Here is a 25984-nt window from a genome sequence, read left to right on the forward strand (position 1 = left end):
CCGCGCGCTCGTGCACCGCGCGCGCGCGCGGCGACAGGGCCGCATCCTTCTGCCCGTGGCGGATCACCGGCGGCGTGCGGGCTTCGGCGCTCGTCTCGGCGGGCGCGGCGGCGGCGGGCGCAGCAGAGGGGCGGGGCGCCGGGGCGGGCAGCGCGACATGCGGCGTCACGCGCGAGATCGTCACTGCAACCGGAGCCGGTTCGTCCGTCAGCTCGATCACCGGGGCGGTGATGCGCGCCTGCGTCAGATCGGGCGTGCTGAAGGGGCGGCGGTCGAACTGTTCCGCCGCCAGCCGCGAGGGGCCGAAATCGGGGCAGCCGTCGAACCGGTCATCGCCCGGACGCGCCTGAAAGCCCGAGGGTCGAAAGCCCTGGGCGCGCGCGAATTCCTCGGCCTCGTCCAGGGTGCGGCGCGTCACCGCGGCCACGCGAAGGGTCTCGATGTCGCCATTGGCAGCGGGGCACCAGTCGAATGCCAGATCGTCGGCGGGGTAGGGGGTCATCCCCTCCAGCGCGCGGGCGATCGTGGCCTGGGTGTCCGACCCGAAGGGCACCGTCAGCGTGGTGTAGAGGATCTGGTCGTCGGGGATGACCAGCACGGTGTCCAGCTCGCCCGCCTGTCCGCCCGCCTTGTCGCGCAGGGCGTTCAGCACGAAGGCCAGATCGCCCCCGGTAAAGCGCGCCTGCCCCAGAGGGCGCCAGTCGCGCCCCTCGCGCTTTTCCAGCATCACGGCCTCTTCCGTGAAGCTCATGGCGAATTCGGGGGCGGCGGCGTGTTGGTTCATCGTCTGGTTCGCTGCTCATCTGCGGGGCGCCTCGATGGACGCACCGTCGTTTCTGTCTTTCATGAGTAGCCTAATTCAACCAATGGGGAAAGCGGAACTGCCGCATCCGTGATGGCTTTTCCCGGTTCCGTGATTGGCTTGCCCCGATGCAATGCGGCAGAGTGTCGCCATTCTTGCCTGTGACCAGAAAGGGATAATCCATGTCGCAGTTCTTCCGCCCGTCCGCCCTGTCGGGTGCCGCGCTCGTGCTCTTGATGGCCGCGCCGGCCCTGGCGCAGTCGCCCGCGCTGGTCTGCGGCGCCGATCACGGCCCGTCGCGGCTTTCCGTCTCGGGCGAGGGGCAGGCCCGCATCGCGCCCGATCTGGCGACGGTCCAGCTGGGGGTGACGACGCAGGCGGACAGCGCCGCCGAGGCGATGCGCCAGAATGCCAGCCAGCAGAACGCCGTGATCGAGGCGCTGCGCGGCGCGGGGCTGGCCGATGCCGACATCCAGACCTCGGGGCTGAATCTCAGCCCGCTGATGGATTACAGCGACGGCCAGGCGCCGCGCGTGACCGGCTATCAGGCCAGCAACATTGTGGCGATCCGCGTGACCGACCTTGCAGGGCTGGGCGGCGTGCTGGACGCCATCGTCGAGGCCGGCGCGAACGAGATCCGGGGCATCGATTTCAGCCGCGAGAACGGCCTTGAAGCCGTGGACGAGGCGCGGCGCGACGCGGTGGCCGATGCCCGCCGCAAGGCCGAGGTTCTGGCCGAGGCCGCCGGCCTGACGCTTGGCCCCGTCCTGTCGCTGCGCGACCAGCCGCGCGGCCACGAGGGCCCGCGCCCGATGATGCGGATGGAGGCCGCGATGGCCGATGCCTCGACCCCCGTCCAGCCGGGCGAGCTGAGCATGGAGGCCGCCGTCGAGATCGAATACGCGCTGATCGGCGACGGCGCCTGCATGCCCGCCGAAGCCCAGCAGGACTGAGCCTGAAATGAAGTGGGGCGCGCGAACCCTTCCGCGCGCCCGACTCGTTCAGGCGGTGGCGGCGGCCAGCGCCTGATCCAGATCCGCGATCAGATCCGCGACATCCTCGATCCCCACCGACAGGCGCAGGATCTCGGGCGCGGCCCCTGCGGCACGCTGCTGCGCCTCGGTCAGCTGGCGATGCGTGGTCGAAGCCGAATGGATCACCAGCGACCGCGCATCGCCCAGATTGGCGACATGGCTGAAAAGCTTCAGCGCACCGACGACCTTGACCGCGGCGTCATAGCCGCCCTTCACCGCAAAGGTGAACAAGGCCCCCGCCCCGCGCGGATAGAGCCGCTTCGCCGTCGCATTCCAGGGCGAGCTTTCCAGCCCGGCATAGGTCACATGCTCGACCCGCGGGTCCTTTTCCAGCCACTCGGCCACGGCGCGTGCATTGGCGACGTGACGCTCCATCCGAAGGCCAAGCGTCTCGATCCCCATCAGCGTGTAATGCGCGCCCTGCGGGTTCATCGTCATGCCCAGATCGCGCAGGCCGACGGCGATGCTGTGGAAGGTGAAGGCCAGCGCGCCGAAGGTCTGGTGAAAGACCAGCCCGTGATAGGCGGGTTCGGGGGCCGACAGGCTGGGGAACTTGTCGCTGGCCGACCAGTCGAACGTGCCGCTATCCACGACGACCCCGCCGGTGACGGTGCCGTTGCCGGTCATGTATTTCGTCAGGCTGTGCACGACCAGCGTGGCGCCCATCTCGATCGGGCGGCAGAGCCAGGGCGTGGCCAGCGTGTTGTCCACGATCAGCGGGATACCCGCCGCGTCGGCAATGGCGGCCACCGCCGGGATGTCGGTGACATAGCCGCCCGGATTGCTGATCGACTCGCAGAAGATCGCCCGCGTATCGTCATTGATCGCGGCGCGCAGCGCGTCGGGATCGTCGAAATCGACGAAGGTGGCCGACCAGCCGAAGCGCCGGATCGTCTGGCTGAACTGCGTGACCGTGCCGCCGTAAAGCCGCGTCGAGGCGACGATGTTGCGCCCCGGCGCCATCAGCGGAAACAGCGCCATGATCTGCGCCGCGTGCCCCGAGGAGCAGCAGACCGCGCCCGCGCCCCCCTCCAGCGCCGCGATCCGTGCCTGCAGCGCCGAGACGGTCGGATTGGTCAGCCGCGAATAGATGTAGCCCACCTCCTGCAGGTTGAAGAGGCGCGCGGCGTGGTCGGCATCGCGGAACGCATAGGCGGTGGTCTGGTAGATCGGCACCTGCCGCGCCCCCGTCGCGGGATCGGCTGCGGCCCCCGCATGGATCGCCAAAGTGTCGAAACCCTGTCTGTCGCTCATCCTGTCCTCCTCGCGGCAAGCAGTCCGACCCTAATGCGCCAGCCCACCCCGGGGCAACGGCGAAAGCCGCCTGCTACCCGCGCCGCGAAGGATCCCCGAAGGCGGCAGGGCCAAGGCCCGGGCCGCCTGCCTAGCGGCCTTGCCGCCGGGCCATGAAGGCCAGCTTCTCGAACAGCGCCACATCCTGTTCGTTCTTCAGCAGCGCCCCGTGCAGGCGCGGCAGCATCGTGGCCGGATCACGGGCCAGATCCTCGGGCGCCAGATCCTCGGCCAGGATCAGCTTCAGCCAATCCAGGAACTCGCTGGTCGAGGGCTTCTTCTTCAGCCCCGGCACCTCGCGCAGCTCGACGAATTGCCGCAAGGCCTCGTCCAGCAGACGCGGCTTCACGCCGGGATGATGCACCTCGACGATGGCGCGCAGGGTCTCGGCATCCGGAAAGCGGATGAAGTGGAAGAAGCAGCGGCGCAGGAAGGCGTCGGGCAGCTCCTTCTCGTTGTTCGAGGTGATGATGACTACGGGCCGGTGACGCGCACGCACGGTCTCGCCGGTCTCGTAGACATGGAACTCCATCCGGTCCAGTTCCTGAAGCAGGTCGTTGGGAAACTCGATATCGGCCTTGTCCACCTCGTCGATCAGCAGCACGACCTTGCCCTCGGCCTCGAAGGCCTGCCACAGCTTGCCCTTGCGGATGTAATTGGCCACATCATGGACCCGCCCATCCCCCAGCTGGCTGTCGCGCAACCGGCTGACAGCGTCATATTCGTAAAGCCCTTGCTGGGCGCGGGTAGTCGATTTGACATGCCATTCGATCAGCGGCAGACCCAGCCCGGCGGCGACCTGGCGGGCCAGCTCGGTCTTGCCGGTGCCCGGCTCGCCTTTGACCAGCAGCGGACGTTCCAGCGTGACGGCGGCATTCACCGCCATGGCCAGTTCCGGCGGGGCGACATAGCGGGCGGTGCCTGCAAACTGCATCCAATCTCTCCTCTGCGGACCGGGTTCTGCTTGGGGCGCGGGCGCGAATGAAACAGGATTGCACATTACGCATCAACACCACCCCCAACCTAGTGACAAGCAGCACGTCATACTTTATGGGGGCGCGCAAGGTGCCGGAATTTCTGATCCGCCCGGCGCCGCCGGAGGACGTATGAAAGCCCAGACCTTCCTTCCCCAGGACTATCGTCCCGCCGAGGACGAGCCCTTCATGAACGAGCGTCAGCTCGAATATTTCCGGCGCAAGCTGGAAGCCTGGAAACAGGAATTGCTGGACCTCTCGGCCGAGACCCTGGAAGGCCTGCAAGACAGCGCCCGCGCCGTGCCCGACCTGGCCGACCGCGCCAGCGAGGAAACCGACCGCGCCATCGAATTGCGCACCCGCGACCGCCAGCGCAAGCTGGTCTCCAAGATCGACGCCGCCCTGCGCCGGATCGAGACCGGCGAATACGGCTATTGCGAGATGACCGGCGAGCCGATCAGCCTGCGCCGCCTCGACGCGCGTCCCATCGCCACCATGACGCTCGAGGCGCAAGAGCGTCACGAACGCAAGGAACGCGTCCACCGCGACGATTGACCGAAAGCCGCCCCTTGGCGGCAGCTGCGACGGGGGGCAGGCATGGGCCATCTGGCGGGGCGCAGGATCACGGTGATCGGCGCGGGGATCGGCGGCCTCACCGCCGCCATCGCCCTTGCCCGGCGGGGCGCCGAGGTCACGATCCTCGAACGCTCCGCCGAACTGGCCGAGATCGGCGCCGGCATCCAGCTTTCCCCGAACGGCATGCGCGTCATCGACGCGCTCGGTCTGGGCGACGCCGTTCGCGCCGCCTCTCTGCCCAGCCGTGCGGTCGAGCTGTACGACCAATGGGCAAGGCCCGTCATCCGGCTGGATTTCCGGGCCCGCAGGCCCGATGCCGATTTCCGCGTCATCCACCGTGCCCGGCTGATCGAATGCCTGGCCCGCGCCGCGGGGCAGGCGGGCGTCACGCTGAAACTCGGCCAGCCCGCAGGGGCCATTCCGGCCGATGGCCTCGTGATCGGCGCGGACGGGCTGCACAGCCTGACCCGTCAGGCGCTGAACGGCCGCGAGGTGCCGTTCTTCACCGGCCATACCGCCTGGCGCGCGGTCATTCCCGATCCGGGCACCGGCCCCACCACCGCGCGGCTCTACATGGCGCCGGGCCGGCATCTCGTCAGCTACCGCCTTGGCGACGGGCTGCGAAACATCGTGGCCGTGATGGAACGGCGCGACTGGCAGGACGAGGGCTGGTCCCAGCCCGGCGATCCGCAGGCCCTGCGCGAGGCCTTCGCCGCGATCGGCGGCGCGGTCCCCGGCTGGCTGAAGCGGGTCGAGACCGCCCATCTCTGGGGCCTCTTCCGCCACGAGGTCGCGCGGATCTGGCAGGACGGCCGCATCGCTCTGGTCGGGGACGCGGCCCATCCCACGCTGCCCTTCCTCGCTCAGGGAGGCGTCATGGCGATCGAGGATGCCTGGACCGTGGCCGGCTGCCTCGATGCCGAAGCCGATGTGCCGACGGCGCTCGCCCGTTATCAGGCGCTGCGCGAACCCCGCTGCCGCCGCATCGTCGCAGCCGCCAATGCCAATGCCCGCAACTACCACCTGTCGGGCGCACGCCGCCTCGTCGGCCATCACGCGCTGAGATGTATCGGCCGTCTGGCCCCCGATCTGATGCCGTCACGCTTCGACTGGCTCTACGACCACGACCCGACCAACGAGACCCCCTGACCCCTTTGTCTTGGCCCAAATATCCCGGGGGTCCGGGGGCTGGCCCCCGGCGCCCTCGGCAGGGCGATCAGGCCGCGGACTCGACCGCCGCCACGATCCCCTCGACGACCTCGCGCAAGGTCGCCTCGTTCTCGGCCTCGGCCATGACCCGGATCAGGGGCTCGGTCCCCGACCGGCGGATCAGCACGCGGCCCGACCCGGCCAGCCGCGCCTCGGCATCCGCGATGACGCGCCGCACCGGATCGGCGGCCAAAGGATCGGCGCCTGCGGCATAACGCACATTCTTCAGCATCTGCGGCACCGGATCGAATTGCCGAACCAGCGTTGCGGCATCAATTCCCGTCTCGGCCATCGCACCCAGAACCTGCATCGCGGCCATCAGCCCGTCGCCGGTCGTGGCATGGTCGGTCATCACGATATGGCCCGATTGCTCGCCCCCCAGATTGAAGCCGCCCTCGCGCATCCGCTCGACGACATAGCGGTCGCCGACCTTCGTGCGCTCCAGCCGCAGGCCGCGACCGCTCAGGAATCGCTCCAGACCAAGGTTCGACATCACCGTGGCGACCAGCGTGCCATGGGCCAGCCGGCCGTGGTCGGCCCAACGCCCGGCCAGCAGCGCCATGATCTGGTCGCCATCGGCCACCGCGCCGTGCTGGTCCACGATCACCATCCGGTCCGCATCGCCATCAAGGCTGATGCCCAGATCCGCGCCATGCTCGCGCACGGCCGCAGCGCAGGCCTCGGGATGGGTGCTGCCCACGCCGTCATTGATGTTGAACCCGTCCGGCTTGACGCCCAGGGGGATCACGTCGGCGCCCAGTTCCCACAGCACTTCGGGGGCGGCGCGATAGGCCGCGCCATTCGCGCAATCCAGAACCACGCGCAGCCCGTCCAGCCGCAGCCCGCCGGGCAGGGTGGTCTTGGCATATTCCATGTAGCGCCCGCGCCCGTCCTCGATCCGCCTCGCGCGGCCGATATTGCGGGGCTGGGCCGGCTGGATCTCGCCTGCAACGATGGTCTCGATCTCGGCCTCGGCCTCGTCGGACAGCTTGAAGCCGTCGGGGCCGAAGAACTTGATGCCGTTATCCTCGGCCGGGTTGTGGCTGGCCGAGATCATGATCCCCAGATCCGCCCGCATCGAGCGCGTCAGGAACCCCACCGCCGGCGTGGGCACCGGCCCCAGCAGCAGCACATTCATGCCCGTGCTGGTCAGCCCCGCCGTCAGCGCGTTTTCCAGCATGTAGCCCGACAGCCGCGTATCCTTGCCGATCACGACCCTGTGGCGGTTGCGCCCGTCGCGGCGGAAATAGCGCCCCGCCGCCGCGCCCAGCCGCAAGGCCATCTCGGCGGTCATCGGATGGCTGTTCGCCTGCCCGCGCACCCCGTCGGTGCCAAAGAGTTTCCGGCTCATGCGCCTGCTCCTTCGTCGTTGTTCATCGCGGCCCAGAGCCGCAGCGCCTGCACATGACCGGCCACATCATGCACGCGATGCATCTGCACGCCCTGCTCCAGCGCCATCATGGTCAGGGCCAGCGTGCCGGGCCCGCGATCCTCGGCCCGCTCGGCTCCGCCGATCGTCCCGATGAAGCGCTTGCGCGACACGCCCAGAAGGATCGGGCAGCCCAGGGCATGATACAGCGAAATCCGTCGCAGGATCGCAAGATTATGCGCCTGCGTCTTGCCGAAGCCGATGCCGGGATCGATCACGATCCGCGCGCGGGGGATGCCGGCGGCCTCGGCCCGCGCGACCCGTGCGGCCAGCGCGTCATAGACGTCCAGCACCACGTCGCCATAGCGCGGATCGTCCTGCATCGTCTCGGGCAGGCCCTGCGCGTGCATGACGCACAGCGCCGCGCCGCGTTCGGCGACCAGCGGCGCCAAGGCCGCGTCGAAATCCAGCCCCGAGACATCGTTGACCATCCCCGCGCCCGCCTCAAGCGCGGGACCGGCGACGGCGGCCTTGCGGGTGTCGACCGAGACCGGGGCCAGCGCCGATGCCGCCGCGATGGCGGGCAGGATGCGCGCGGTCTCGTCGACGGCGGGAACCTCTCGGGCGCCGGGGCGGGTGGATTCGCCGCCGATATCCAGAATGTCCGCGCCGGCCCCGGCCAGATCCAGCGCATGGGTCACGGCATCATAGCGGCCGCCATCGGAAAAGCTGTCGGGGGTGGCGTTGACGATGCCCATGATCCGGGGCCGGTCCATGGACAGCGCCATGATCGGCGCGCGGGGCGCGGTCAAGGCCGCGATGACATCGGGCGGGGCCTCGTCCACGATCTCGGGGGCGGCTCCCCGGCGCAGGCGCTCGAACCGGTCGAAAAAGGCCCAGCCCCCTGCAAGGCGCCAGCGCCCCGTCCGGGCTTGCGGGATCGGGCGGAAGTAATCCTGCGGCATCGCGGCAGGCTCAGACCGTGATCCGGCCCACCGGCGCCTCGACGCCTTCGGGCAGCGGAGGCAGGCCGGATTCGGGCGGCAGGGCAAAATCGACGCGCAGCGCATCGAGGCGCCGCGCCAGCCAGAAGCCAAGCTGCGCCGGCGTCAGCCCGGCCTCGGGCGCGTCGGCGCCCAGACGCGCGGGCGCCCAGACCACCGGCATTCCGGCATGGATCGCGGCGTCCAGTTCGGTCCGCGTGGCCGCAACCTCCAGCCCCGTCAGACCGGCCAGCGCCCAAGCGGCCTGATCCATCGCCAGAAGCGCGATCCGGCGCGGGCAGCCCCCCTGCGGCAGTGGCAGGCCGGGCGCGTCCGGCACGATAATCGCGGCATCCCCCTGACGCGGGATCGCCGGCGAGCCGCGTCCGGGCGCGGGCGCCAGCCAGACGAGGACACGCGCGGCCGTCGCCGTGCCGGTGGCCGAGACCCGTGCGGCATCGCGCGTGATCGAGACGCCAAGCGCGCCGGGGCCACGGTCCAGCTTTTCGACCGTCACCTCGATCCGGGCGGCGCGGGGATGGGCCAGAACCTCGGCTGCGATGCGTTCGGCCAGCGTCTCGACCAGGTTGTAGCGCTGATCGGCAAGGGCCGTGGCGACCGCCTGGGTCAGCACGTCATAGGACAGGACGGCGTCCACATGGTCGTCGGCCCCGCTGACCGTCTGGCGCAGGTCCACGAACAGGTTGAAGCGCAGCCGCTGCTGGCAGCCGCGCTCGGACTGGAAGGCGCCGATCTCGGCCGAAACGACGTGATCGCGCAGAAAGATGCGGTCGGGATGTTCCATACCCGCCATTCACAGCAAATCCGGCGCCACGGCAAGCCCCGTCGCGCCGAAGCCTCAGTTCGAGGCCAGCCGCGTGTTGTCGCGGTAGAAGATGTGGCGTCCGATCTGGGTCGTCCGCTCGAACCGGCGCGACCAGGCGGGGCGCACCGAGGGCGTGTGGAAATAGGTCGCGCCGCCGGTCAGGGTGCGGGGCTGGCCCGACAGGGCGGCCTCGGCGATGGCGCGGGCGCGCTGATATGCGCCACGGTTGTTCATCGGCGGAACGCCGCGATTGCGATAGCTGAACTGGCTGGGCTGGCGCACCACGCCGCAAACCGACGAGGGGAAGGCGCGGCTGTCGACGCGGTTCAGGATCACCTCGGCCACGGCCTGCTGGCCGCGCGCGCCTTCGCCGCGCGCCTCGTGGTAAAGCGCCTCGGCCATGCAATCCAGATCGGCCTGCGAGACCGGAGTGGCGACCGGTCCGGCACTGGCCAGAGAAAGTTGCTCGGGATTGGCCGGCGGCGTGGTTTCCACCTTCACAGCGTCGCTATTGGCGTATAGGAGCGGGGAACGGGCCGAGGCCTCGAGTCGGATCGCGGCGATGGTCGTGGATGCAGAGGCTCCGAAGATCCCGGCATCGGCTGAGAACAGAGAACCGCTTCCCCCCGCGGCGGCGTTGTCTGTCATTAGGGGCAAGGCGGCAGCAGCGCATAAGAACGCGGAAGCCAGCCGGTCAAGCAGCTTTGGCATGGTCAGTCCTGTATATCGTCAACCTGTTGACAGGTCGTGAACACGTCCCCGGAACGAGCAGAGCCCCGGAGCCGTCATCCGCGTCTGAGTAGGTTCTTCTCGGAGGGGAGGGCCATCCCACATCACCGTGAGCCGCCGCAAAGCGGCCTTTGCCCGTGAAACCGGCAGGAATCTGCCAAGGTCGATGCGACAAAAGGGCGGGTTTTGGCCGGTCTGCGGCCTGAAACAGACCGTTTCGGACCTAATTTCAGCCGCTTGAGGCGGGAATCAGTCGAAATCGCCCGTCAACCGGCCCCTGATGGCGGATTGCGCAGCGGCCAGCCGCGCGACCGGCACGCGGAAGGGCGAGCAGGACACGTAATCGAAGCCCGCATCGTGGCAAAAGGCGATGGATTCGGGGTTTCCGCCATGCTCGCCGCAGACCGAAATTGTGATGTGCGGCGACTGGCGGCGGGCGCGCTGCGCTCCGGTCAGCAGCAATTCCCCGACCCCGTCCTGATCCAGAACGTGGAAGGGGTCCTCGGTATACACGCCCTGATTGACGTAGGTGCCCATGAAGCGCCCGGCATCGTCGCGCGACAGGCCATAGGTCATTTGCGTCAGGTCGTTCGTGCCGAAGGACAGAAAGGCCGAATGCGCGGCGATGTCACCCGCCCGCAGGGCCGCGCGCGGCGTCTCGACCATCACGCCCAGCTTGTAGGTGAAGTCGGCCCGCCTTTCGTTGCGCACCGCCGAGGCGACGGCGTCGATCCGGGTCTTGACCAGCTCCACCTCGCGCATGGCACTGACCAAGGGGATCATGATCTCGGGGACGACGGGATCGCCCTTGCGGCTGGCTTCGACCGTGGCCTCGAAGATGGCACGGGCCTGCATGTCGTAGATTTCGGGCATGGTGATGCCCAGCCGCACACCGCGCATGCCCAGCATCGGGTTGAATTCAGACAGCGCCTCGACGCGTCGGGTCACGTCCGACAGCGGCATGTCCATCGATTCGGCCAGCTCGCGCAGCCCCTCGCGGTCATGGGGCAAGAATTCGTGCAGGGGCGGGTCGAACAGGCGGATCGTCACCGGCAGACCGGCCATGATCTCGAAGAGGCGCGTGAAATCCTCGCGCTGCATGGGCAGGATGCGCGCCAGTGCCAGCCGCCGGTCGTCGGGGCTGTCGGCAAAGATCATCTCGCGCATGGCGGGCAGGCGTTCGCCGTCAAAGAACATGTGCTCGGTTCGGCAGAGGCCGATCCCCTGCGCCTCGAAGCGGCGGGCGACCAGCGCGTCCTCGGGCGTGTCGGCATTGGCGCGAACGCCGATCCCGCCCGCCTCGTCGGCCCAAGCCAGAAGCTGGGTGAAATTGTCGTCCAGCGCCGGGGGCAGCAGGGCGGCGGCACCGGCCAGAACCTCGCCGGAGCTGCCGTCGATGGTGATCTCGTCCCCCTCACGCAATTCGCGGCCGCCCGCGACCAGCGTGCGGTTGCGCAGATCAATGCGGATGCCGTTCGCGCCCACGATGCAGGGCAGGCCGAGGCCGCGCGCGATCACGGCCGCATGGCTGGTCGTGCCGCCGCGTTCGGTCAGCACGCCCACCGAGGCATGCATGCCACGGATATCCTCGGGGACGGTCTCGCGGCGCACCAGGATGCAGGGCTCGCCGCGCGCATTGGCGGCCTGGGCGGCGGCGGCGGTCAGCACGATCCGGCCTGTCGCGGCGCCGGGGCTGGCATTGATGCCGCGCGTGATCAGGTCGCGGGGCGCGCGTGGATCGACCTGATGGTGCAGCAGATCGGCCAGCGCACGGGGCTCGACCCGCATCAGCGCCTCTTCGGGCGGGATCACGCCGTCGCGGGCCAGACTGACGGCGATCCGCACGCCCGCGCGCGAGCTGCGCGCCAGCCGCGTCGCGTCGATGACCGAGACACGGCCATCCGTCACGACGAATTCGATCAGCATCTCCTCTCGCAGCCGCTCGCGGGCGGCGATGCCGAAGCGGATCAGATCGGCAAAGGTCTCGGGCGAGACATCCTCGAGCGAGGGGCCGCGTTCGTCGCGCGTCAGATACAGCGTCTCGGCGCCCGTGCCGACCGCCGTGCCGTGGCTTTGCCCCCGGAAGCGGCCTGTCACGCGCGGCGTGCCGGTGACCGGATCGGCGAACTGGATCGTGCCCGAGCCGCAGAGACCCGGCCCGAGCGCCAGCGCCATGTCCTGGATCACCAGCCCGAGCGGCGCATCGGCGGGCGCGCCCTTGGCCTGACGCAGAAGCCGCGCGGTCGGTCCGTCCCACGCCCGCGCCATCGAGCGCAGCACCTCGGCCAGCTGGCGCGCGGGGTCCTGGGGGAAGGGCTCGTCCATCTCGGATTCAAAGGCGGCAAGGGCTCGGCTCAGCGCGCCGTCCCCCTCGTGATGGAACATGTCTGGATCAAGCCGCGCGATGTTGATCGCGTAGGATTGCACGAAGGCCAGATAGACTGCATCGGCATTGGCGCGGCCGATCCGCGCGCACAGGTCGGCATGAAGCGCGTCGTTGATGCCCACGTTCAGAACAGTCCCCGGCCCGCCCCATTCCGGCATGACCGCCGAGGGGCGCACGCTGACCAGACCGCTGCCGCCCTCGAAGACCTTGCGCAGATCCTCGACCGGCAGGGGGCGGCCCGCCGCGATGGCGCTGACCGTCTCGCAGGGCAGGGCAAAGCTGCGCGGCACGGGAAGGTCCATGCGGATCAGCCGCTGCAGGCATTTCGCCCGCCATCCGTGGCGCGCGCGCAGGATCCCCGCAGAGGGGGTGATCAAGGCGGTCTCGGATGTGATGCGCGTGTCCATGGCCCGACAGTCTAGCGAAGGGGCCGGTCATGCCGCAACTGCGAAATAAGGGGGCCGCAGCCCCCTCATTCCTGTCTTTTCAGCACCTTGGTTTACTCGGCGCTTTCCTCGACCGTGACGCTGGCCATGTAGTCGGGCGAATCGACCCGGCCGTTGCCCGCGCGGGACGGATCGCCCAGACGGATCTGGTCCAGAACCTCCCAGCCGTCGACCAGCTGGCCGACCACGGTGTATTCCCCGTCAAGGAACGGCGTGCGGTCGAAATTGATGAAGAACTGGCTGTTGGCGCTGTTCGGGTCCATCGAGCGCGCCATGCCCACCGTGCCACGCTGGAAGGGGCGGTCGCTGAACTCGGCCGGCAGGTCCGGCAGGTCCGAGCCGCCGGTGCCCGCCATCGCGATGTCGCCGCCTTGGCGGCCATTCTCGACATCGCCGGTCTGGGCCATGAAGCCCTCGATCACGCGGTGGAAGACCACGCCGTCATAGGCGCCCGAACGCGCCAGTTCGACCAGGCGTTCGGTGTGGGCGGGGGCCACGTCCTCGAACAGGTCCAGAACGATGGTGCCCTTGGCATTGCCCTGGGCATCGGCGATCTCGATCACCAGGTTGGGGCCGGGGCCGTCCTCGACCTCGGGGTTCGTCTGGGCCAGCGCCATGCCGGCGGTCAGGGCCAGGGCGGCGGGGATCAGGGCGACCTTACGCATCGGCGGCCACCTTGACGCTGATCATCCGGTCGGGATTCGCGGGCGGCTCGCCGCGGGCGATCTTGTCCACATGCTCCATCCCCTCGATCACGCGGCCATAGACGGTGTATTGGCCGTTCAGGAAATGGTTGTCCTTGAAGTTGATGAAGAACTGGCTGTTCGCGCTGTTGGGGTTCTGCGAGCGCGCGGCGCCGAGCGTGCCGCGATCATGCGGCAGCTTCGAGAATTCGGCCGGCAGGTCCGGCAGGTCCGACCCGCCGGTGCCGGCGCGGCGGATGTCGAAGTCCTTTTCCATGTTGGCATGAGCCACGTCGCCGGTCTGGGCCATGAAGCCCTCGATCACGCGGTGGAAGGCGACGTTGTCATAGGCGCCGGCGCGGGCCAGCTCCTTCATCCGCGCGGCATGTTTGGGCGCCACATCGCTGAGCAGCTCGATGACGACGGGTCCGTCCTTCAGCTCGATGATGATGGTGTTTTCCGGGTCCTTGATCTCGGCCATGCGGCCCTCCTTTGCCTGGTTCGCCCCATGATCTAGGCGTTGAAGCGCCCGAGGGCAACGCGCGAAACCGTGACGCGGCCGCTTGCCGCCCCCCGTCTGCGGCCGCCCGGCAGGCTTTCGCCGCTGTTGACGCGCCGCCCGCCATGCGGGACAAGCCATCCGACAACGCCCCCCATTGCCCGGAAGGATGCGACATGGCCAAGTTCAACACCATCGACGACATGGAACTTCACGGTAAGGTCGTCCTGACCCGCGTGGACGTGAACGTCCCCGTCGAGAACGGCCAGGTGACCGACACGACGCGGATCGACAAGATCGTCCCCACGGTCAAGGACATCCAGGCCGCCGGCGGCATTCCGGTCCTGCTGGCGCATTTCGACCGTCCCAAGGGCCAGCGTGTCGATGCGATGAGCCTGCGCCAGATCGTCCCCGCGCTGGAGGCAGCCCTGGGCCAGAGCGTCGTCTTCGCCGATGACTGCATCGGCGGCACCGCGAAACGCGCCGTGGCCGCGCTGCAACCGGGTGATGTGGCGCTGCTGGAGAACACGCGCTTCCATGCGGGCGAGGAAAAGAACGACGCGACCTTTGCCGCCTCGCTGGCGGCGCTTGGCGGGGCCTATGTCAACGACGCCTTTTCCGCCGCGCACCGGGCGCATGCCTCGACCGAGGCCTTGGCGCGGCTGCTGCCTGCGGGCGCCGGGCGCCTGATGGAGGCCGAGCTCAAGGCGCTGGACGCGGCCCTCGGCAATCCGCAGCGCCCGGTCATGGCTGTGGTTGGCGGGGCCAAGGTTTCGACCAAGCTGGACCTGCTGATGAACCTGGTGGACAAGGTCGATCATCTGGTGATCGGCGGCGGCATGGCCAACACCTTCCTGGTGGCGCAGGGCGTCGAGGTCGGCAAGTCGCTGGCCGAACGCGACATGGCCGACACGGCCCGCGCGATCCTGGACAAGGCCGAGGCGACCGGCTGCCAGATCCACCTGCCCGTGGACATCGTCGTCGCGCGCGAATTCAAGGCGGGCGCCGAGAACCAGACCCTGCCGGTCGCGGAATGCCCCGACGACGCGATGATCCTGGATGCCGGTCCCGCCACGGTCGAGGCGCTGCGTCAGGCCATGACCGCCTGCAAGACGCTGATCTGGAACGGCCCGCTCGGCGCCTTCGAGATCGATCCTTTCGATGCCGCCACCAATGCCGCCGCGAAATCCGCTGCGGACCTGACGATGTCGGGGGCGCTGGTCTCGGTCGCCGGGGGCGGCGATACGGTCGCGGCGCTGAACAAGGCGGGCGTGGCCGGGGACTTCACCTTCATCTCGACGGCGGGCGGCGCCTTCCTCGAATGGATGGAAGGCAAGGTCCTGCCCGGCGTCGCCGCGCTGGAAGCCGCGCGCCGCTGAGGCGCGAGACCAGAGGGGGCAGGGCGTCGTCCCGCCCCCTCTGACCCTAGAAGCGGATGATCCCGCCCAACAGGCCGCCCGGCCGCTGCGTCGATCCGGCAGGCTGCGTCGCGCCTGACGGGTCGGGGGACGTTGCTGCTGGCGGCTGCGCGGCAGGTTCCGAAGCAGGCTCGGGCGCCGCTGTGGCGACGGAATCGGCACCGGCGGGCTGGGCGGCTTGGGGTTCTCCCGGCTCTTGGTTGCCGGTCGCGGCAAGGTCCGGCCCGTCATCCTGCGCGCCGACCGGACCGGCCGGAACGAATGCTCCGGACTGACCCGCATCGCCGGATTTCTGCGCGCCGTTTTCGTAGCGATAAAGCGCCTCCATCCATTTACGGAACTCCATCGGCGGCGTGACCTTCTCGACGCCCGCAACGACCTCGGCTCCCGCCAGCTCGGTCATCGAACCGGCCGAGGTGATCGGGCGCAGGAACAGGCTACGCTGATCCGCCCCGATCTCGGTCTGCAGCGCCGATGACGAGATGCCGAACAGGGGCAACTGGTAATGGCCGAGGGTGGTGGTCATGAACATGACATCTCCTTTCTCGAATATGGCCCTCAGCGCAGATATGTTAAGAAATCGCGAATATTCCTAACGCCGAATGATTAGGACTTTAGCGATCACATGGCGCCGCGGCCGCAGGGCAATCACGCAACATTGGGCAATCCTCTGATTCTGTTAGCGTAACCAGCATTGCCGCAAGCCGGGCGCATGCTATCCAGCCGCCATCATCAGAGGAGACGTTTCATGCAGATGACCGACACGGTGCGCCGCATCCTGGCCAATTACGAGGGCGAGACGCCGGGCGTGAAGGCGCAGCTTGCGCGGATGCTGATGACCGGCAAGCTGGCGGGCACCGGCAAGATGATCATCCTGCCCGTCGATCAGGGCTTCGAACACGGCCCCGCGCGGTCCTTCGCCCCGAACCCGGCCGGCTATGACCCGCATTATCATTACCAGCTGGCCATCGATGCCGGTCTGAACGCCTATGCCGCCCCCCTGGGCATGATCGAGGCGGGTGCCGACACCTTCGCGGGCCAGATCCCCACGATCCTCAAGGTCAACAGCGCCAACAGCCTGATGTCGGGCACGGCGGGCAAGAACCAGGCGATCACGGCCTCGGTCGATGATGCGCTGCGCCTGGGCTGCGCGGCCATCGGCTTCACGATCTATCCGGGTTCGGACATGGCGCTGGACATGTTCGAAGAGATCGTCGAGATGCGCAAGGAAGCTGCCGCCAAGGGCGTGGCGACCGTGATCTGGTCCTATCCGCGCGGCGAGGCGATCACCAAGGACGGCGAGACCGCCATCGATATCGCCGCCTATGCCGCCCAGATCGCGGCGCTGATCGGCGCGCATATCATCAAGATCAAGCTGTCCACCGATCACCTGATGCTGCCCGAGGCCAAGAAGGTCTATGAGGACAAGGGCATCGACATCGCCAGCCAAGCCGCCCGCGTGCGCCACTGCATGGAGGCCAGCTTCAACGGCCGCCGCATCGTGGTCTTCTCGGGCGGCGCGGCCAAGGGCGCTGATGCGGTCTATGACGATGCCCGCGCGATCCGCGACGGCGGCGGGAACGGCTCGATCATCGGCCGCAACAGCTTCCAGCGCTCGCGCGAGGATGCGCTGGAGATGCTGCAGAAGCTGGTCGACATCTACAAGGGTGCCTGATCGCATCGGGAACGGGTCGCTTCCAAGGGCGCGGCCCGGCCGCCGAAATGAAACGCCCGCCCCGAAAGGGGTGGGCGTTTTCGCATTCACGGACCGGTCAGGACCGGGCTTCTGTCCCCGGCGGCAAAGCGGCGCAGCACGGCGGGATAGAGCTTGTGTTCCTCGACCAGAACGCGCGCGGCCAGCTTGGCCGCGTCGTCGTCCGGCAGGATCGGCACCCGGGCCTGCCCGAGGATCGGGCCGGCATCCAGTTCGGGAATGACCTCGTGGACGCTGCACCCGGCCTCGGCATCGCCGGCCGCGATGGCGCGGGCATGGGTGTCCAGCCCCGGATACTTCGGCAGAAGCGAGGGATGGATGTTCAGCATCCGACCCGCGAATCGCTGCACGAAGCCCGACGTCAGGATCCGCATGAAGCCCGCAAGGCAGATGATGTCGGGCTCGGCCGCCAGCAGGGGGCCGAGGATCGCGCGCTCGAAGCCCTCGCGGTCGCGGGGAAAGTCGCGGTGATCGACGGCTGCCACCGGCACGCCCAGTTCGCGCGCACGCGCAAGACCGCCCGCCTGCGGATCATTCGACAGGACAAGGACCGGGCGCGCGGGATGGGCGCCCTTCATGTCCTCGATCAGGCGCAGCATGTTCGAGCCGCCCCCCGAGATCATGATTGCGACGCGTTTCACGCAATCTTGCCCGAATAGCGGATGCCTGCGCCCGGCGTGACATGGCCGATGCGATGCACGCTCTCGCCCGCCTCGGTCAGCAGCGCGGCCAGTGCGTCGGCGCGATCCGCGCTGACGACGAGGATCATGCCGATGCCGCTGTTGAAGGTCTTCAGCATCTCGGCCTGTTCGATCCCGCCCGCCTGCGCCAGCCAGGCAAAGACCGGCGGCAGCGACCAGGCGCCAAGGTCGATATCGGCGCCCAGATCGGCAGGCAGGACGCGGGGCAGGTTCTCGGTCAGGCCGCCGCCGGTGATATGGGCCAGCGCATGCACGCCGCCCGCGCGGATCGCGGCCAGGGCGGGCTTGACGTAAAGCCGGGTCGGCACCAGCAGCGCCTCGCCCAGGGTCGTGTCGGCAAAGGGCGCCTTGTCCGCCCAGCCTAGCCCCGCGCGTTCGGCCACCTTGCGGACCAGCGAATAGCCGTTGGAATGCACCCCGTCCGAGGCGAGGCCCAGAAGCACGTCGCCCTCGGCCACGCCCGAGGGCAGGGCCGCACCGCGGTTCATCGCGCCGACGGCAAAGCCCGCCAGGTCGAAATCTCCGTCGTGATACATGCCCGGCATCTCGGCCGTCTCGCCGCCGATCAACGCACAGCCTGCGGCCTTGCAGCCACGCGCAATGCCTTCGACGACGCGGGCGCCCTCATCGACCGACAGCTTGCCGGTGGCGAAATAGTCCAGGAAGAACAGCGGCTCGGCACCTTGGCAGACCAGATCGTTGACGCACATGGCGACGAGGTCCTGCCCCAGCCCGTCCAGATGGCCGGTATCGATGCCAATGCGCAGCTTGGTGCCCACCCCGTCGGTCGCGGCGACAAGGATCGGATCGTCATAGCCCGCGGCCTTGAGGTCAAAGAGCGCACCGAAGCCGCCAAGCGCGTCCATTACGCCAGGGCGCTGCGTCGCGGCGGCCGCCGGCTTGATGCGTTCGACCAGCGCATTCCCCGCGTCGATATCGACGCCTGCATCGCGATAGCTGATCCCATTCTTCGTCATGGCGGCCCCCGGCTGAGTTTCGCACGCGATAGCCCAAGCAGGGCGGCGGGGCAACGCCCGAGGTGCTTGACCCGCCAGTCTTGCGGGATTAACCCGGCATGGCTGGCGGGCCTGTAGCTCAATGGTCAGAGCAGGGCGCTCATAACGCCTTGGTTGGGGGTTCAAGTCCCTCCGGGCCTACCATCCGCCGCGCAAAGCGTTGTTTATGCTGATATTTATCGGCGGTTTACAGGAATATCGGCCCGGTTTACTTCGTTCTGGTCCTGTTCCGTTCCCAAAACCAGCCTCTTCAGCTCTGCCGCTTGGGTGTAGCGCTGCGCCTCGGCGAGCGTCTTGTGACCGCCCCAAGCCATGATCGCATGTGCTGATCCGCCATTTTCCGCGATCATCGTCAGCCGCGTCTTGCGCAGGCCGTGGGCGGTTCGACCCGTCAGTTCAGCTTCGCGAGCCGCGTCGTTGATGATGTTGCCCAGGCCCTTCACGCTGCGGGACCGGCCCCGAGCCGTCTGCAGGAAGGTCATGCCGCCCGACAGGCAGGCCAGCGCCGCATGCATCTGGTCGCGCTCGGCCACCCAGGGCGTGGCATAGGCGGGCAGGGGCGAGGTCCACGGCACATGCGCCCGCCCGCCCGTCTTGCTCTGCCGGAAGACCAGCAGCCCGTCGCGGCCGACATGCTGGCGCCCGAGCTGCACCGCGTCGATCGTGCGCGCACCGGTCCAGAAGACCAGCTCGAAACAGGCGCGCTGGACGGTGCCGATTGGCCAGTGCGCGCGGAAGGCCTCGATCTCGTCAGCCGACCACGGGCTGTAGCCTGCCGTCTCGACCGGCGCCTTACGCAAGCCTGCGGACGGGTCTGTGCGGATCGTCCCGCGCGCCTTCGCGGATTTGCAGATCAGCCGCCACGTCTTGAGCCGCGCATTGGCCTGCCGCGCAGGCAGCTTGGCGAGGTCGGCCCCGATATGATGCTCGCGCAGCCCGGCGATGGGTGCGGTGCCATAGCTGGCCCGGATCGCGTCGGATTCGCGCCGCACCTCGTGCCGGTAGGTCTTGGAGAAGGCCTTGAACGCCGCGCTGGCCAGCATCGCCTCGGCCTCGGCGGCGATCGAGCCCGCGGGCAATTTCGGGGCGCGCTGTCCGGCGCTGGCCTCGGCCGCCGCCCAGGCGGCGGTGAATTCAGGGTGGGTCTCGGGGATATCGTCGGGCAGCTTCGTGCGCGTGGGCCGGTGCCAGCGATAGACCTTCCCGCCTTTGCTGACCCGATGGACCCTCGGCAGCTTCATGTCCCGAATGCCTCGTCGCACCGCTTCACCTCGTCTGAACCGCCTTCACCCTCACTGGGCAGGCTCGAGGCGTATTCGTCAAGCGCGAGGCGGTCATAGAGCCGCTTGCCGCCCAGCAGCTTGCGGGGGATGTCGAGGCCGCGCAGGGTCGTCTCGCTGACGCCCAGATAGGCCGCAGCCTGCGGCGCGGGCAGCAGGCGCGGGGCAAAGGTCAGGTCAGCGCGTGGCATCAGCTCGCCTCCTCGAATTTCTCGGCCTCGTTGCCCCAGTTCGACCAGCCGGGGCGGCGCTGGCGGCTGAAGACCTCGATCCGGCGTGCGTCGGGCATCAGCCGCTCGGCCTCGGCGAAGGCCTCCTCTGGCTTGCGGCTGTGCTCGCGGATCCGGCCCATGATGACGGACCGGACGCCCTTGGTGGTCTTCGGGGCGCCGCGCGTGGCGATCAGGAAGGGCTCGCCCGCGCCGCGCAGGATGTAGCCTGTGCCCATGTTCAGCTTGCCGTTCTTGGTCAGCTTCACCCAATGGCCGGCGGTCTTGTATTCAAAGCCCCAGGCGTCGATCACGCGCAGGGCCTGCGGCAGCATCGTGTTCAGCGACCAGAGCCACAGCAGGCAGTTCGGCCCGGCCAAGGCCGAGACGGGCAGCGCGCAGATGTCGTCGATCGACATGCAGTCGTAGTGCGATTGAGGGCTTTTCTCGTGCCCCTTCTCGGACCGCATTTCGTAGGACCAGGGCGGGTCCGCCATGATCAGGTCGAAGCCGCCGAAGGGTCGCAGAGCGTGGAACTGGTGCAGGGCGGTCACTTGTCGCCCCGCTTGCGCCAGACGGCCGCGAAGGCCTCGTTCAGGATGCGCTCCATGTCCTCGGCGGTCATGCGTCACCGGCATTGCTGGCGCTGACCCGCGCATGATGCAGCCCTTCCAGCACGGCCTTGATCTGGGGCTGCGCCACGGCTTGATCTGCCCACTGGTGAGTGATGCCGCAGCCGCCGGGCAGGATCGCGCGCAGCATTGCCCCGCCGCCCAACTCGACACCTACTGCAGCGGCATAGCCCCACCGGATGCCGTCCAGGATCGCCCCATTGATCAGGTCCTCGCTGCGATCCTCGGCCGAGTCGTCGGCGATCTCGGCCAGCAGGTCGGCGGCGTCATCGACGCTGAGGTGCCGGATGCCCTCGATGACAGCGGTGATGTGGGCTTTCAGCGCCCCGCGCATGTCGCTTGTAGGCTCCTGGGGCGGCTCGGGATGCGAGAGGGCGGCATTAAACTGCGCGTAAAGCCCCAGCCGAACCATCATCCCCCGGACAGCGCAGCGGCGGCCCAGTATGTCCGCGCCATCATCCAGAGAGGGCTTCGAATCGTATTCAGCAAATGCTGCCTTCACCGCCGCCGCCCGCAGATCGTCGGCAGGCTGCGGGGCCGGGGCGGGCTGCGAGAGGGCGGCGCGTTGGGCCAGCAGGGCCGCATCGTAGGCTGCTGACCATCGCTTTGCTGTATGGCTGGAGCACGAGTAGGCCGCACCCTTTGCCCGATACTCCGGGACGATCTGGTCTGCGATTTGCGCAGCCAGCGCCTCGTCGGTCGCGGCAGGAGCGGCGCGGCGCGCGAGATCGCGCAGAACAGCCTTGGCATCAACCGCGCCAGCATCGCCGCCGACAATGAAGTCCATCGCCCGGCAGATGTCGGCATAAACCGCTTGAACTGTCTCAGGCTGCGTGCCGAGCTTTGACAAGCCGAGTTCAGCCTGATGCAAGCGGCTTTCCAGCGTTTCGACTTCAATGCAGAAGTCGATTGCCGGATCGGGGTGATGATTGAAGCGACCAAGCGCCTCGTCGGTCAGTCGTTCGGTCATGCGTCCATCTCCATCGCTTCGGCGGCATGGCCGCCCCATTGGTCGGCGCAGGCCTCGGCCACGCCCTTGAAAGTGCGGCTGCGGATCCTCCAGCGGTCCGGGCCGGGCGGGGCGCGGTGGATCGCGCTCCAAGCTTTCCATTCGTCGCTGCCCTGCTCGGGCTCGGGCAGGCGGTTTGTCTCGACCAGCGGCGGCAGGCCGCGCAGGTAGAAGCCGGTCGCCTTGTAAGCCGGTTCGCCGAACCAGAACGGCTGGACGATCTGCGGCGCGGGCAGGTCGGCGGGCATCCGGTCGCGGGCGAGATCGTTCATCTCGGGGTTCTCGATCGCCACGCGCTCGATCGGTGCGCGCCAGCAGGCGATGAACAGATCCACGCCATCCTCGAACTCGGTGCGCAGGTGGGCCCAGCTGCGCCCGCGCGGCAGCTGCTTGGGCGGCGTCCACTTGCCCGGCCCGGACATCCAGCGGCGCCCAGAGCGACAGAGGCGCGTGCAGGGCGGGTGCATCACCGCCATCAGGTCCCAGCCATCGGCCAGGATGTCGCGCACGTCGCCCCTGATGTGGCGGTTGCTGCCGTCCTCGGCCGCAAGGAGGTCGCAGGACCATGCCAGGCTGGGGCTGGCGGTGGCACTGATCCTGCCCGCAGGGATCGGCATGTGGGTGCGACGATGAGCGACAAGGCACGGCATTTCTGGGCCTTCATTGCCGATGAGGCGAAGAAGTGGGCGGCACGCACCATCATCATGATCGCTGTCGCGACATTTGTGCTGATTGTCGCCCCCTTCCGAGACCGGATCATCGCCATCTGGCAAAGTCCCGCGCAGCTTGAGTTGATCGCTGCGCAGCTGGACCGCATCGCGGCTGAGCTGGCACGCGCCACCGGCGAGGACCGCGTCATCCACGAGGCGCAAGGCCTCAGCTATGTGCGAGAACCCGTCTACGTCGGCGAGGCAATCACGCTCAACCTCGTCGTCCGCCGCACGAGGCTGGGCGAGACCTGCATACTGCGGAATCGCACGGCGATTTTTCAGGATGAGACCAACATCACCAGCGCAGGCCCGGCCATCCGTCCGGCGCGCCAGATCAGCGCATCTGAGATGGCCGTGCGGCTGACGCTCGACGTTCCACCACAGGTCCAGCCCGGCCGAGTGACGGTCTACCTCTCCCTGGAATTCGACTGCGGCGGCAAGACCGTCTTCGACCAGACCCGGCCGGTCGTATTCGCGCTGCTGCCCCGGGGCTGATCCGCCCCTCACCTCGACCGCCCTGAACTCGACCCCGCCATCGCGCGGGGCTTTTTCTTTGGAGAACTGCATGACCCGAGAACCCATCCGGTCCATCCAGACCGGGCTGAACGCGCTTGGCTACCAGCCCGGCCCGATCGACGGCCTCTTCGGTGGTCGGACACGAGCCGCGGCCGAAGGCTGGCTCGCCGCCGGCGGCAAAGCGGCGCTCGCCCCTGCGCCGCCTCCCCCCGCGCCGCCGGAGATCAGCTCGGCCGTCATCTATCAGGGAGCCGCGCGCTATCCCGTCGACGAGATCATCGTCCACTGCGCGGCCACGCGTGCCGACTGGATGGCCGGCCTTCCGATCGCGGAGAAGGTGGCCGAGATCCGACGCTGGCACATGAGCGCGCCGCTGAACTGGAAGGACATCGGCTACCACTGGATCATCGACCGCGACGGCAAGGTCCTGCCCGGCCGGGCTGAGAACGTCATCGGCGCCCATGCCGGCGCGGTGAAGAACCGAGGCACGCTCGGGGTCTGCCTGCTTGGCGGCCACGGCTCTTCCGAGAGCGATGCCTTCCTGCAGCACTTCACCCCGCAGCAGGACATCACCCTGCGCCAGATGATCGCCGCGATCGGTCTGCGCACCCGCATCCGGAAGGTCAGCGGCCACAACGAGTATGCCGCCAAGGCCTGCCCCGGCTTCAACGTTTCCACCTGGCTGAAAGGAGCCTGACCATGAAACGCATCACCCCCGCTCTCGCGGGCCTCTCGGCTGCGCTGATCGTGGCCCCGCTGACCGCGCTGGCCACGACCTCGGCCGGCATCGTGGATCAGGCGATGGCCTGGATCATCACGGCTGTCGCCACGGCTGCGACCTCGGCCATTGCCGCTGTAATCGCCAAGCTGGTCGGCGCGCAGCTGGACGCCCGCGCCCGTGCGACCATCCAGACCGCGATGGAGCGCGCCGCGGCGCTCGCGCTGACCTGGGTGCTGGACCAGGCGGCGGACACGCCGATCGGCAAGCGGATCAGCGCCACCGCCCGCCAGATGCTGCCCTATGTGGACGAGGGCGCGGCCGACAGCCTGCGGCGATTCGGCCTCGAGCGCGATCAGATCGGCTCGCGCCAGCACCTGCAGGACATGGCCGAGGCCGAACTGGTCAAGCAGATCGCCAAGGTGGCGCCGGATCACCTGACGCAGGCGCTGATCCGCGCTGGCGCGCCGGGTGGCCGATGAGGCGGCTTCGTCCGCGCTACATGAGGGCGCGGTGGCGCTGGCGCCACACTTAGTGTCGCGACAAATAGTGCTTTAGCGGAAACATGCCGTGATCATGTTGACGCATGCAGGTTTGAGTTTGTAAAGCCCGGGTCATTCAAACGACCCGGATTTTAGACAGTGAAATCAAAACGAAAGCATCAGTATCAGACTCTTTTCGATGGCAAGGATATTCGGGTAAAGTACTTTGGTGGAGGCGCTTCCCGCGCGCTGGTTACCTTCACCAAGTGGGCCGCGAAGCCCCCGGCCAAGCCGGTCTTCCCTAGCTTGGCAAAAGCTGGCGGCATGTCCTTCATCGGCTTTCAGTCGCTTCGCAATCATCGATGGCAGACTGAAGAGCTGCCTGAGGCATGTGCGCGCGTTCAGGAGTTGCTTGGCGCGGATTGTGACGTGACGACCTTCGGCATGAGCATGGGCGCAACGGGAGCCGTGCTGGCTGCCCAGTTCTTGCCGACCAACCGCGTTGTTGCTGTCGCCCCTCGACCCGTGCCGCCGCCCGATCTCAAAGCGGTGGACCAGCCGGAAGACGACGACCAGGTGTATCGCAACGTCCTTCGCCACCCGCGCGAGGCGCAAGCCAGGATGATCATTCCGCTGAGGCCTTGGGCCCGTCCGGACACTGATTGCTCAATTCTCTTCGATCCATTCCACGACATTGATCGGCCGTTTGTGTCACTGATCCGCGAAAGGTGCGGGGAGATCGATCGTTGGCCGTTGGCCTTCTCTGGTCACATGGTCCTGTCTCGGCTCAAGACTGCCGGTGTCATGCGTCAGTTCACTACGGAGATGTTGATCAATGGCGACAAGCATGCCGCACGACAGATCTATCGAGATGCCCGACATCGCTTGGGGCTGCACCTTTACCACCTGGGCATGCGGCAAATCGGCCAGCACAAGGGGCGATTCCCGAGCGCGGTCGTCGGCCTGTCGGAATACCTGACGGAGCGATACGGTCCCAACGTGCAGTGGGTGGAAAGGATGGCCGAGGCAAACGCGTCAATGAAGAACTACGACAAAGCTGCAGCGGCGTACGATCTTTGCTATCGCGTGTCCGGTCGGAAGAAGTTCAGCAGGCTTTCCAATAAGCTGCAGATAATGGCCTCGCGGCGCGCCTGAAGCTCTGCGCCTGCCATAAGCAGGGTTCCTTCCATGCGCGTGTTCGCACTATGTTCCCGCCTCAGATAGCAAACGGGAATTATGCGATGGGCGGCGAGAACTATCTGAACCTGACCTGCGCTGCGGGCATTCCGTGCTGATGCTTCGTAGCGAGATCCCGGCGAGCTGGGAACCTGGGACCTACGGCGAGGTATCTGACAGGGCGTTGGCGCGGATGCGCTGCAGCAGCTGCGGACGCCTGGGCGCGCCTGACGTGCGTGTGGGCTGGAAGTCCCTGCCAGGCCCGCGACCGAGCGAGTAGCCTAGGACTGCGCGGCAACCACAGGGCGCGTTTACTGAACGTTAACCTTGCGATGCGAAGATGGAGCCATGAAAATCTTCGTCTACTTCATCCCCGACGAAACCGATGGTGACCTCGAGTCGGGGTATGTGCGCGCATGGTCGGCCGCTGCGGCGCTCGAGCTAGTCGCGCATAAAGAGGCGCGGGTGTGGTCTTGCCCCCGTTTCACCGGACACTCAGGCGGTTGCGGTTTGGGCTGCGATGAACTCGCGGGGCGAGCGCATTCTCAGCCCTGAGTGCGGGTGGTTGTCGTTGTAGTCCTCGATCGAGCCTCC

26 protein-coding genes, 1 tRNA gene and 1 pseudogene are annotated in these 25984 nt (G+C 68.0%); 10 read left to right on the forward strand and 18 right to left on the reverse strand.

The window, feature by feature from the left end:
• A pseudogene (locus QAR72_RS13105) lies at positions 1-784 on the reverse strand (hypothetical protein); the annotation flags it as partial.
• A 200-nt stretch (positions 785-984) separates the two neighbouring features.
• On the opposite strand from QAR72_RS13105, the gene QAR72_RS13110 reads away from it, so the two are divergent.
• The gene (locus QAR72_RS13110) at positions 985-1755 is read left to right on the forward strand and encodes an SIMPL domain-containing protein (protein WP_304617828.1); all 771 of its coding nucleotides are present in this window, start codon (positions 985-987) and stop codon (positions 1753-1755) included.
• A gap of 48 nt (positions 1756-1803) precedes the next feature.
• On the opposite strand, the gene QAR72_RS13115 is transcribed toward QAR72_RS13110, so the two are convergent.
• Positions 1804-3090 carry an O-acetylhomoserine aminocarboxypropyltransferase/cysteine synthase family protein gene (locus tag QAR72_RS13115; protein WP_304617829.1) on the reverse strand — a complete coding sequence of 429 codons (1287 nt, stop codon included), beginning with the start codon at positions 3088-3090 and terminating at the stop codon, positions 1804-1806.
• Between the two features lie 130 nt (positions 3091-3220).
• Entirely contained in the window at positions 3221-4063 is an 843-nt protein-coding gene (locus QAR72_RS13120; protein WP_304617830.1) for an AAA family ATPase, read from the reverse strand.
• Positions 4064-4235: 172 nt separating this feature from the next.
• Between QAR72_RS13120 and dksA the strand changes: the two genes are divergently transcribed.
• Entirely contained in the window at positions 4236-4658 is a 423-nt protein-coding gene (gene dksA / locus QAR72_RS13125; protein WP_304617831.1) for an RNA polymerase-binding protein DksA, read from the forward strand.
• A gap of 42 nt (positions 4659-4700) precedes the next feature.
• A complete protein-coding gene (locus QAR72_RS13130) occupies positions 4701-5828 on the forward strand; it encodes an FAD-dependent monooxygenase (RefSeq protein WP_304617832.1) in 1128 nt (375 codons plus the stop codon).
• 67 nt (positions 5829-5895) lie between these two features.
• Here QAR72_RS13130 and glmM read toward each other — a convergent pair whose 3' ends face one another.
• From glmM to QAR72_RS13165, 7 genes are all read right to left on the reverse strand, one after another.
• On the reverse strand, positions 5896-7239 hold the full coding sequence (gene glmM, locus QAR72_RS13135; protein WP_304617833.1) for a phosphoglucosamine mutase: 1344 nt from the start codon (positions 7237-7239) through the stop codon (positions 5896-5898).
• The gene (gene folP, locus QAR72_RS13140; protein WP_304617834.1) at positions 7236-8222 is read right to left on the reverse strand and encodes a dihydropteroate synthase; all 987 of its coding nucleotides are present in this window, start codon (positions 8220-8222) and stop codon (positions 7236-7238) included. The genes glmM and folP overlap by 4 nt, the downstream gene beginning before the upstream one ends.
• Positions 8223-8232: 10 nt before the next feature.
• A complete protein-coding gene (locus QAR72_RS13145) occupies positions 8233-9045 on the reverse strand; it encodes a dihydroneopterin aldolase (RefSeq protein ID WP_304617835.1) in 813 nt (270 codons plus the stop codon).
• Positions 9046-9099: 54 nt separating this feature from the next.
• Complete coding sequence (locus QAR72_RS13150) at positions 9100-9567, reverse strand: cell wall hydrolase (protein WP_304617836.1); 468 nt, start codon at positions 9565-9567, stop codon at positions 9100-9102.
• Positions 9568-10044: 477 nt separating this feature from the next.
• Positions 10045-12588, reverse strand: a complete 2544-nt coding sequence (locus QAR72_RS13155) for a putative PEP-binding protein (protein ID WP_304617837.1) — start codon at positions 12586-12588, stop codon at positions 10045-10047.
• A gap of 92 nt (positions 12589-12680) precedes the next feature.
• Positions 12681-13292 (reverse strand): peptidylprolyl isomerase, encoded by a 612-nt coding sequence (locus tag QAR72_RS13160; protein WP_442953581.1) that lies wholly within the window; start codon positions 13290-13292, stop codon positions 12681-12683.
• Entirely contained in the window at positions 13285-13791 is a 507-nt protein-coding gene (locus QAR72_RS13165) for a peptidylprolyl isomerase (RefSeq protein WP_304617838.1), read from the reverse strand. Before QAR72_RS13165 ends, QAR72_RS13160 begins: the two co-directional genes overlap by 8 nt.
• A 194-nt stretch (positions 13792-13985) precedes the next feature.
• On the opposite strand from QAR72_RS13165, the gene QAR72_RS13170 reads away from it, so the two are divergent.
• Complete coding sequence (locus QAR72_RS13170) at positions 13986-15188, forward strand: phosphoglycerate kinase (protein WP_304617839.1); 1203 nt, start codon at positions 13986-13988, stop codon at positions 15186-15188.
• Between the two features lie 46 nt (positions 15189-15234).
• Here the strand turns inward: QAR72_RS13170 and QAR72_RS13175 are convergent, their stop codons facing one another.
• Positions 15235-15759 carry a hypothetical protein gene (locus QAR72_RS13175; RefSeq protein WP_304617840.1) on the reverse strand — a complete coding sequence of 175 codons (525 nt, stop codon included), beginning with the start codon at positions 15757-15759 and terminating at the stop codon, positions 15235-15237.
• Positions 15760-15975: 216 nt separating this feature from the next.
• Between QAR72_RS13175 and QAR72_RS13180 the strand changes: the two genes are divergently transcribed.
• Positions 15976-16902 (forward strand): class I fructose-bisphosphate aldolase, encoded by a 927-nt coding sequence (locus tag QAR72_RS13180; RefSeq protein WP_304617841.1) that lies wholly within the window; start codon positions 15976-15978, stop codon positions 16900-16902.
• A gap of 86 nt (positions 16903-16988) precedes the next feature.
• On the opposite strand, the gene purN is transcribed toward QAR72_RS13180, so the two are convergent.
• Positions 16989-17582: a phosphoribosylglycinamide formyltransferase gene (purN, locus tag QAR72_RS13185; protein ID WP_304617842.1), complete on the reverse strand. Its 594-nt coding sequence runs from the start codon at positions 17580-17582 to the stop codon at positions 16989-16991.
• Positions 17579-18619 (reverse strand): phosphoribosylformylglycinamidine cyclo-ligase, encoded by a 1041-nt coding sequence (gene purM, locus QAR72_RS13190; protein ID WP_304617843.1) that lies wholly within the window; start codon positions 18617-18619, stop codon positions 17579-17581. Before purM ends, purN begins: the two co-directional genes overlap by 4 nt.
• A 107-nt stretch (positions 18620-18726) precedes the next feature.
• Here purM and QAR72_RS13195 point away from each other — a divergent pair.
• A tRNA-Ile gene (locus tag QAR72_RS13195) sits at positions 18727-18802 on the forward strand.
• Positions 18803-18834: 32 nt separating this feature from the next.
• On the opposite strand, the gene QAR72_RS13200 is transcribed toward QAR72_RS13195, so the two are convergent.
• The 5 genes from QAR72_RS13200 to QAR72_RS13220 all read right to left on the reverse strand — a co-directional run bounded on the left by QAR72_RS13200 (position 18835) and on the right by QAR72_RS13220 (position 22405).
• Complete coding sequence (locus QAR72_RS13200; protein WP_304617844.1) at positions 18835-19899, reverse strand: tyrosine-type recombinase/integrase; 1065 nt, start codon at positions 19897-19899, stop codon at positions 18835-18837.
• Positions 19896-20129, reverse strand: a complete 234-nt coding sequence (locus QAR72_RS13205; RefSeq protein ID WP_304617845.1) for a helix-turn-helix domain-containing protein — start codon at positions 20127-20129, stop codon at positions 19896-19898. The genes QAR72_RS13200 and QAR72_RS13205 overlap by 4 nt, the downstream gene beginning before the upstream one ends.
• Positions 20129-20701 carry an MT-A70 family methyltransferase gene (locus QAR72_RS13210; RefSeq protein WP_304617846.1) on the reverse strand — a complete coding sequence of 191 codons (573 nt, stop codon included), beginning with the start codon at positions 20699-20701 and terminating at the stop codon, positions 20129-20131. The genes QAR72_RS13205 and QAR72_RS13210 overlap by 1 nt, the downstream gene beginning before the upstream one ends.
• A gap of 67 nt (positions 20702-20768) precedes the next feature.
• A complete protein-coding gene (locus tag QAR72_RS13215; RefSeq protein WP_304617847.1) occupies positions 20769-21749 on the reverse strand; it encodes a hypothetical protein in 981 nt (326 codons plus the stop codon).
• Positions 21746-22405, reverse strand: coding sequence for a hypothetical protein (locus QAR72_RS13220; RefSeq protein ID WP_304617848.1), 660 nt, complete (start codon positions 22403-22405; stop codon positions 21746-21748). Before QAR72_RS13220 ends, QAR72_RS13215 begins: the two co-directional genes overlap by 4 nt.
• A 12-nt stretch (positions 22406-22417) precedes the next feature.
• On the opposite strand from QAR72_RS13220, the gene QAR72_RS13225 reads away from it, so the two are divergent.
• From QAR72_RS13225 to QAR72_RS13240, 4 genes are all read left to right on the forward strand, one after another.
• The gene (locus QAR72_RS13225) at positions 22418-22993 is read left to right on the forward strand and encodes a hypothetical protein (RefSeq protein ID WP_304617849.1); all 576 of its coding nucleotides are present in this window, start codon (positions 22418-22420) and stop codon (positions 22991-22993) included.
• 70 nt (positions 22994-23063) lie between these two features.
• Complete coding sequence (locus tag QAR72_RS13230; RefSeq protein WP_304617850.1) at positions 23064-23711, forward strand: peptidoglycan recognition protein family protein; 648 nt, start codon at positions 23064-23066, stop codon at positions 23709-23711.
• Between the two features lie 2 nt (positions 23712-23713).
• Positions 23714-24214: a hypothetical protein gene (locus QAR72_RS13235; RefSeq protein WP_304617851.1), complete on the forward strand. Its 501-nt coding sequence runs from the start codon at positions 23714-23716 to the stop codon at positions 24212-24214.
• Positions 24215-24373: 159 nt separating this feature from the next.
• Positions 24374-25369 (forward strand): hypothetical protein, encoded by a 996-nt coding sequence (locus QAR72_RS13240; protein ID WP_304617852.1) that lies wholly within the window; start codon positions 24374-24376, stop codon positions 25367-25369.
• Positions 25370-25984 lie beyond the last annotated feature (615 nt).

It is taken from the genome of Paracoccus sp. (in: a-proteobacteria) (assembly GCF_030604785.1).
GTDB lineage: Bacteria > Pseudomonadota > Alphaproteobacteria > Rhodobacterales > Rhodobacteraceae > Paracoccus.

Excerpts from the sequence above, each read along its gene's own strand:
- QAR72_RS13235 (WP_304617851.1), top strand. The coding sequence starts at position 23,714 with ATGAAACGCATCACCCCCGCTCTCGCGGGCCTCTCGGCTGCGCTGATC.
- QAR72_RS13170 (WP_304617839.1), top strand. The coding sequence starts at position 13,986 with ATGGCCAAGTTCAACACCATCGACGACATGGAACTTCACGGTAAGGTC.
- QAR72_RS13145 (WP_304617835.1), bottom strand. The coding sequence starts at position 9,045 with ATGGAACATCCCGACCGCATCTTTCTGCGCGATCACGTCGTTTCGGCC.
- folP (WP_304617834.1), bottom strand. The coding sequence starts at position 8,222 with ATGCCGCAGGATTACTTCCGCCCGATCCCGCAAGCCCGGACGGGGCGC.
- QAR72_RS13205 (WP_304617845.1), bottom strand. The coding sequence starts at position 20,129 with ATGCCACGCGCTGACCTGACCTTTGCCCCGCGCCTGCTGCCCGCGCCG.
- QAR72_RS13155 (WP_304617837.1), bottom strand. The coding sequence starts at position 12,588 with ATGGACACGCGCATCACATCCGAGACCGCCTTGATCACCCCCTCTGCG.
- QAR72_RS13120 (WP_304617830.1), bottom strand. The coding sequence starts at position 4,063 with ATGCAGTTTGCAGGCACCGCCCGCTATGTCGCCCCGCCGGAACTGGCC.
- glmM (WP_304617833.1), bottom strand. The coding sequence starts at position 7,239 with ATGAGCCGGAAACTCTTTGGCACCGACGGGGTGCGCGGGCAGGCGAAC.
- dksA (WP_304617831.1), top strand. The coding sequence starts at position 4,236 with ATGAAAGCCCAGACCTTCCTTCCCCAGGACTATCGTCCCGCCGAGGAC.
- QAR72_RS13215 (WP_304617847.1), bottom strand. The coding sequence starts at position 21,749 with ATGACCGAACGACTGACCGACGAGGCGCTTGGTCGCTTCAATCATCAC.
- QAR72_RS13160 (WP_442953581.1), bottom strand. The coding sequence starts at position 13,292 with ATGCGTAAGGTCGCCCTGATCCCCGCCGCCCTGGCCCTGACCGCCGGC.
- QAR72_RS13230 (WP_304617850.1), top strand. The coding sequence starts at position 23,064 with ATGACCCGAGAACCCATCCGGTCCATCCAGACCGGGCTGAACGCGCTT.
- QAR72_RS13180 (WP_304617841.1), top strand. The coding sequence starts at position 15,976 with ATGCAGATGACCGACACGGTGCGCCGCATCCTGGCCAATTACGAGGGC.
- QAR72_RS13200 (WP_304617844.1), bottom strand. The coding sequence starts at position 19,899 with ATGAAGCTGCCGAGGGTCCATCGGGTCAGCAAAGGCGGGAAGGTCTAT.
- purM (WP_304617843.1), bottom strand. The coding sequence starts at position 18,619 with ATGACGAAGAATGGGATCAGCTATCGCGATGCAGGCGTCGATATCGAC.
- QAR72_RS13130 (WP_304617832.1), top strand. The coding sequence starts at position 4,701 with ATGGGCCATCTGGCGGGGCGCAGGATCACGGTGATCGGCGCGGGGATC.
- QAR72_RS13175 (WP_304617840.1), bottom strand. The coding sequence starts at position 15,759 with ATGTTCATGACCACCACCCTCGGCCATTACCAGTTGCCCCTGTTCGGC.
- QAR72_RS13225 (WP_304617849.1), top strand. The coding sequence starts at position 22,418 with ATGAGCGACAAGGCACGGCATTTCTGGGCCTTCATTGCCGATGAGGCG.
- QAR72_RS13115 (WP_304617829.1), bottom strand. The coding sequence starts at position 3,090 with ATGAGCGACAGACAGGGTTTCGACACTTTGGCGATCCATGCGGGGGCC.
- QAR72_RS13110 (WP_304617828.1), top strand. The coding sequence starts at position 985 with ATGTCGCAGTTCTTCCGCCCGTCCGCCCTGTCGGGTGCCGCGCTCGTG.
- QAR72_RS13220 (WP_304617848.1), bottom strand. The coding sequence starts at position 22,405 with ATGCCGATCCCTGCGGGCAGGATCAGTGCCACCGCCAGCCCCAGCCTG.
- QAR72_RS13165 (WP_304617838.1), bottom strand. The coding sequence starts at position 13,791 with ATGGCCGAGATCAAGGACCCGGAAAACACCATCATCATCGAGCTGAAG.